Origin of the sequence: Brevundimonas sp. UBA5866 (genome assembly GCF_002432125.1) — a bacterium.
Lineage (GTDB): Bacteria > Pseudomonadota > Alphaproteobacteria > Caulobacterales > Caulobacteraceae > Brevundimonas.
The window spans coordinates 47548-53127 of record NZ_DJFS01000072.1 but is presented as its reverse complement, the minus strand read 5'-3'; the positions used below and the strand labels follow the sequence as shown (position 1 = coordinate 53127).

The 5580-nt window shown below is 63.3% G+C and carries 6 protein-coding genes; 2 read left to right on the top strand and 4 right to left on the bottom strand.

The genetic code is table 11. The features are described from left to right. Positions 1-1075, bottom strand: a 1075-nt coding sequence (locus tag B3H86_RS08865; RefSeq protein ID WP_292053068.1) for a Ppx/GppA phosphatase family protein, incomplete at its 3' end; no start/stop codon positions are given. Between the two features lie 187 nt (positions 1076-1262). Here B3H86_RS08865 and hspQ point away from each other — a divergent pair. Next, positions 1263-1577, top strand: coding sequence for a heat shock protein HspQ (gene hspQ, locus B3H86_RS08860; protein ID WP_292053067.1), 315 nt, complete (start codon positions 1263-1265; stop codon positions 1575-1577). 3 nt (positions 1578-1580) lie between these two features. On the opposite strand, the gene B3H86_RS08855 is transcribed toward hspQ, so the two are convergent. Both B3H86_RS08855 and B3H86_RS08850 read right to left on the bottom strand, forming a co-directional pair. Then, positions 1581-3005 carry an alkaline phosphatase PhoX gene (locus tag B3H86_RS08855; protein WP_292053066.1) on the bottom strand — a complete coding sequence of 475 codons (1425 nt, stop codon included), beginning with the start codon at positions 3003-3005 and terminating at the stop codon, positions 1581-1583. Between the two features lie 24 nt (positions 3006-3029). Continuing rightward, positions 3030-4292: an acyltransferase family protein gene (locus tag B3H86_RS08850; RefSeq protein WP_292053064.1), complete on the bottom strand. Its 1263-nt coding sequence runs from the start codon at positions 4290-4292 to the stop codon at positions 3030-3032. 75 nt (positions 4293-4367) lie between these two features. Between B3H86_RS08850 and B3H86_RS08845 the strand changes: the two genes are divergently transcribed. Further along, positions 4368-5195, top strand: coding sequence for a LytTR family DNA-binding domain-containing protein (locus B3H86_RS08845; RefSeq protein ID WP_292053062.1), 828 nt, complete (start codon positions 4368-4370; stop codon positions 5193-5195). Here the strand turns inward: B3H86_RS08845 and B3H86_RS08840 are convergent. Continuing rightward, positions 5192-5580 (bottom strand): N-succinylarginine dihydrolase (locus B3H86_RS08840; protein ID WP_292053060.1); only part of this gene is annotated, 389 nt, incomplete at its 5' end. The genes B3H86_RS08845 and B3H86_RS08840 overlap by 4 nt on opposite strands.

Here is a 5580-nt window from a genome sequence, read left to right as displayed (position 1 = left end):
GGCGACGGCGGCGTTTGCGCACAGGCTGGGCCGCCTCGCTCATCAGGGTGAGCAGAAGGCCCTCCCGCAGGCCGCGGTCGGCCACGCGAACGCGCTCGCACGGCCATGCGCGTTGAACCGCTTCCAATATGGCTGCACCCGCCAGAACCAGATCGGCTCTATCCGGCCCGATGCAATTCTCGGCGGCGCGCCCGGCTGGGCCCAGAAGGATCAGGCGTTCAGCGGCCGCTTCGCAATCCGCGCGGGTCATCCATAGGCCGTCCACCAGATCGCGCTGGTACCGGCGCAGGCCCAGATGGATGCCGGCCAGACTGGTGATAGCCCCCGATGTACCGACCATATGGGCCAGACCGCCGGTAAACAGCGCATGGTACTCCGGATCGTTCGGGGCACCGGCGGCAATGGCGGCGCTGACATCGGCGACCATCGCCTCGTACCACTGTCGCGGCGAACCCGTCGGTTCCGGATGGCGCTCTGCCAAAGTGACCACGCCCAGCGGCGCAGACATCCACGCCACGGTTTCCAGCCTGTCCTGCCGACGGCGCATCCACGACAGTTCGGTCGAACCGCCGCCCACATCTATGACCAGAACGGCTTCGGATGCCGGATCGATCAGATTGAGGCATCCAGCGACAGACAGGCTGGCCTCTTCGGCAGGGTCGATAATGCGGAGTTTGAGGCCGGTGCCTCGGCGCACGCGCTCAATAAAGGCTTCGCCATTGGAGGCTGCGCGGCAGGCCTGTGTAGCGACAGCCGCTAGATGCTCGGCCTTAAGGCCGCGGCGGCCGATACGCTCCGCACACAGGGCCAGCGCTTCATAGGCACGGTCCATCGCCTTGTCATCCAGCTTGCCGCTGAGCGACAGCCCTTCGCCGAGGCGCACGATACGGCTGAAGGAATCGACCACGCGAAAGCCATCGCGCGCAGGACGCGCGATGAGCAGGCGACAGTTATTGGTCCCCAAATCCAGCGCACCATACAGGGGCGCTTCGCGATTTGAATCGCTCGACCGGCGGGGTCGAGCGGGCTGGGACCGTGAGTCGCGCCGCTTGGGCGCGCCTGAGGTCTCCGGCATTGGGCCGACTATGGTTGTGGGCGGTCCGAAGCGGCGCCCGTCCCGATCAGCCTAGCCCGCCAAGGCCAATAAGGCCAACCCATATTGCGACATCCGGCCACGTGGGCACTGTAGAAGCACGTTACAAACTGTCACACGGAATGACACTTTTAACGCAACCGAACGCCGTGTGGTGCGTATCCCAGCTATGATCAACGCTCGCACAGCAAGATTTGGCCTTGGACAGAAGGTCCGCCATATCCACCATGCCTTCTATGGTTTGGTGCTGGATGTCGATGCGCGTTACGAGGGTGCCCCCGAGGACATCGGCAGTGTTTCGCCGGAACAACCCTTCTATTCCGTCATGATCGAAGGCGAGGATGGCAGTTTTATCGCCTATGCCGCCGAGGAGTCGATTGTGATGACAGAAGGCGTGGATCCGATAACAGAACAAGAACAGCTGCGTCTGTTCAACATCGACCGCGCGGGCCGCGCCACGCCTCGTCTGCACCTGATGCAATAAGGTCTAGACCCTGAAACTGTCCCACGGCCCGGTAATGGCGACGGTCGTTCCGGGAGCGTACAGGTTCACGAACATGGTCTGGCCATCCGGCGAGAAGCAGACGCCCGCCAGTTCGTTGTTCGCCTCGTCGTCATCATGCGGCTGGGGATTGCGGGCGAGGGTATAGATGCGCCCGTCCGGCATGATGCCGCGGATGTGGTTGGTGCCCTTGGCGCGATCCTCGCAGCCGATGACGTGACCGTTGGGGGCGATGGTGATGTTGTCGACATACTCCATCACCGCCTGATCGGTCGTTTCGACAAACAGTTCCAGACGGGCAGGCGACGAGGCTTCCTCCGCGCGTCCCTCGAACGGTGAGGGGATGTAGCGCATTACCTGACCCATGCGGCCGACACCGCCTGAGGTACAGGCGAAATAGAGATGGTCCTCGGCCCAGTGGATGCCTTCGCCACGCGCGAACAGGGCCGCCCCCTTGGCGTGGCCACGTTTGTTCAGGTCACCATTGGGGCTTTCGACCTCGTCCAGATCGATCCATTCGACCTCGAGGGTCTGGCCCTTCTGCCACAGCACGCTGTCCCAGTTGCGGGTGTCGGCTGAGGGCTGGCCCTTGATAGCCAGCGCCTGCAGACGACCGCCCTTGTGCAGGTCCTGCTTTTCATTCGGCAGGAAGCGGTAAAACAGCCCGTCGGCCACGTCCTCGGTCATATAGACGGCCCCCGAGCTGGGATCGACGCAGGCGGCTTCGTGTTTGAAACGCCCCATGGCCTTGATGGGCTTGGGCTCAACCATGCCGGTCGCGTTGGCGGGAACCTCAAACACCCAACCGTGTTCCTGCGGGATGCCGTCCTTGGGACCTGCGATGCTTTCCTCGCACGTCAGCCATGACCCCCACGGGGTCTTGCCCCCCGCGCAGTTGACCGCCGTGCCGCCAAGCGACAGGTGGGTGCGCTCGGTCTTTCCGGTCTTGAGGTTATAGACGATGGTGGTCGTGCCCCCGCCGATGGCGCGGACGCGGTCACCGCCGTCCTCGGTATAGACGCCGTAGACCTGCTCGCGCTTCAGGCCCTCGGCCAGACGGTGGTTGGCCCCCCATGCGCTGGCGTTCGGCTGGTGCAGTTTGGTTTCATGGTTGCGGACCAGGATGACCCGATCCTCGTCCAGCGGGAAACAGGCCATGCCGTCGAAATTGTTCGGCGTCAGCAGGCCGTCGCTCATGGTCTCTCCTACCTGCGACACCACGCGATAGGAAAAGCCTTCGGGCAGGTCCATCAGCCCATAGGGATCTTTGACCAAGGGACCGTAGCCAAAGACCTCGCTGCGGCTGATGCCGTCAACGAAGCCGTTTTCGACGGCTTGGGCACGCTGGGCGTAACCTGCAAGGGCGATGGCAGTGGCGGAGGCCATAAAGGCGCGGCGGGACTGGATCATGGTGTCGTCCTTGCAGGTCAATGACTACGCGTGAGCGGCGGCGGTTTGACGGCGTTGCGAAGTTGCCCGTTTGGATGGCGATACGCCCAGCAGGATGCTGAACACACCGATCCTCTTGGCGATCTCATATGTCACCACACACCCCGCAACCGTCAGGCCCAGTACAATGCCCATTTCGGCGAACAGCGGAAGTTTCATTTTCTCAACATTAGCGGCGACCACGACCGTTACAGTCTGGTGGACGATGTAGAAGCTGAAGATACCGCCCCCCAGATACTTCATCAGGGGCGAGGTGCGCGTCACATGCTTGGCCGCAAAACCGAGGATGGCGACGATGAAGCTCCATTGGTCCACCGCATAGACGGCGCGCATGAGATTGCGCAGGGCTTCGGGCGGGGTCGTCCCCTCGGGATACAGGGTCATGTAGCTGACGAAGGCGACATAGCTGACCAGCGCCAATGCCAATGCCACGTAGCGATGCTTGACGAACTGCGACGTCAGCCTTGGTGCGTCCACCATCAGGCAGCCGAAAGCAAAGGCCGATAGGCTGAGCGCGTGGGTATAGAGATCGCGCACGACATCATGGGTTACGGGGAAGTGAGGGTACAGGCCGATACGGATCGCGGCCAAGAAGGCGATCGGCAGGATGAACAGCCACGGGCCTCGCAACACAAGTTCCAGACGTTGTGCCCAGACCCCGAGGCGTGATGCGGCTACGCCTGCAACCATGGCCGCCATCAGCCCGTACAGCAGGACATAGGCAAGGAACCAAAGATGGTTCCAGGTGGGCGTGATGAGGCATTCCTCGGGGTTGCACCACTGGCCGCTGGCGGTCATGTACTTGATCCAGAAGCCAGCCGTTGCGACCTCTGGCGAAAGGTCCGACAGTAGCGTGCCGGTGCGCGCCATCTCGACGACCTGGTAATAGGTTTGGGGCGGCACGATCACCATCATCCCGAACAGCAGCGGCAGGCCGAGACGCGACAGGCGTGCACCGCCCAGCCGCTCGGCCGCACCCGACCCCTGACGTTTATAGGCTTCGTAAAGCAGACGGGTCGCGGAACCGGAAACGAGGAATAACAGCGTCATTCGCCATGGACTGGTGAACCACATCAGCGGCTCCAGCCATTCCTGCGGGCGGGCGCTGTACACGTGCCAGTCCCACGGCACATAGAACATGCCGACGTGATAGAGGATGAGCAGGGCAAAGGCCCCGATGCGGATGGCATCCAGATCGTGCCGACGCCCGATCATTGTGCCTTGCGGTTGCGAGAGTGCTTGGGTCATGGGGGCCAATGGCCATACACTGCTGTTACGGGCCAAGGCTGTGGGGACAGCCGCCAATGCCAAGGGGACGAAACGGTGAAGGCTGTGACGAACGGCAAGCTGTCTGTGATGAACGGGGCGGCCCCCAAGGACCTTTGGCGCGGCGGCGGATTGATCGTGCTGGGTGCCGTGCTGGTTGTAGCGGTCAACACGCTGACTACACTTTGGGACATGCCCGATGCCAAACGTTGGGAGCCGTTGGTCTGGGAGGTCTCAAGCCTGATCGGTCTGGTGGCGGCCCTGTGGGTACCGTGGCTGTCAGCGGCAAAAGCCCCTGCAGACGAAGTGCTGGCGGCGGGCTGGAAGCCCAAGCTGCATTTCATCACCGTGCATGTCGTGGCGCTGTTTGCCTATAGCCTCCTGCATGTGGGCGTATTCGTACTGGTGCGGAGGTTAGCCTATAGCCTCGCAGGGCAGGTCTATACTCTCAGTGATGGCTTCTGGTTCGAGTTCCGGAAGGATCTGCTGTCCTACATGTTGTTCCTGTCGGTGTTCTGGGCGGTCACTCACGTGCGCAGGAATGCCAGGGACGAGGTGCGGCCCGTCAGCTTCGATATCCGCGACGGGGCGCGGATCATCCGTGTGCCGCTGGCGGACATTCTGGCCGTGACGGCGGCGGGGAACTATGTCGAGTTCCTGCTGGCCGATGGGCGTAGGCCCCTGATGCGGGCGACCATGGCGGCGGTCGAGGCGCGGCTGGCTCCAGTCGGGTTCGTACGCAGCCACCGCTCGTGGCTGGTCAATCCCGATCATATGACGGGCTTGGAGCCTGCGGGATCGGGAGACTGGACTGTATCGCTGGGCGCGGTTGAGGCCCCCGTGTCGCGTCGCTATCCGCAGGCGCTGGAGCGGCTGCGGGCTTAACGCTGGAACGGGTAGAAGTCGTTGCCGAGGTGAAGGATGGACGTCAGTTCGTCCAGCGCGGCCCGGCTTTCCTCCAGCAGGGCCGGATCGGCCAGATCGGCGGGGCGCAGCTCCTCGCGGTACCAGCGCAGCGCCCACACGGTCAGGCGGGCGTGCAGCTCATCCGTCATCCGCATGGCGGGGTTGGTGGCGGCCAGTTCATCGTCCGTAAGCACGACCCGCAGACGTAGGCAGGCGGGGCCGCCGCCGTTGGCCATGGACTGTCGCACATCCACATATTCGACGCGGCCAATCGGGCCGTTCGATGCGGCGATTTTCTCGGCGACGTCGTGGCTGCGCGGGTTGTCGCGCGTCTCGGTGGGGCAGATCAGCGTCAGGCGGTCCT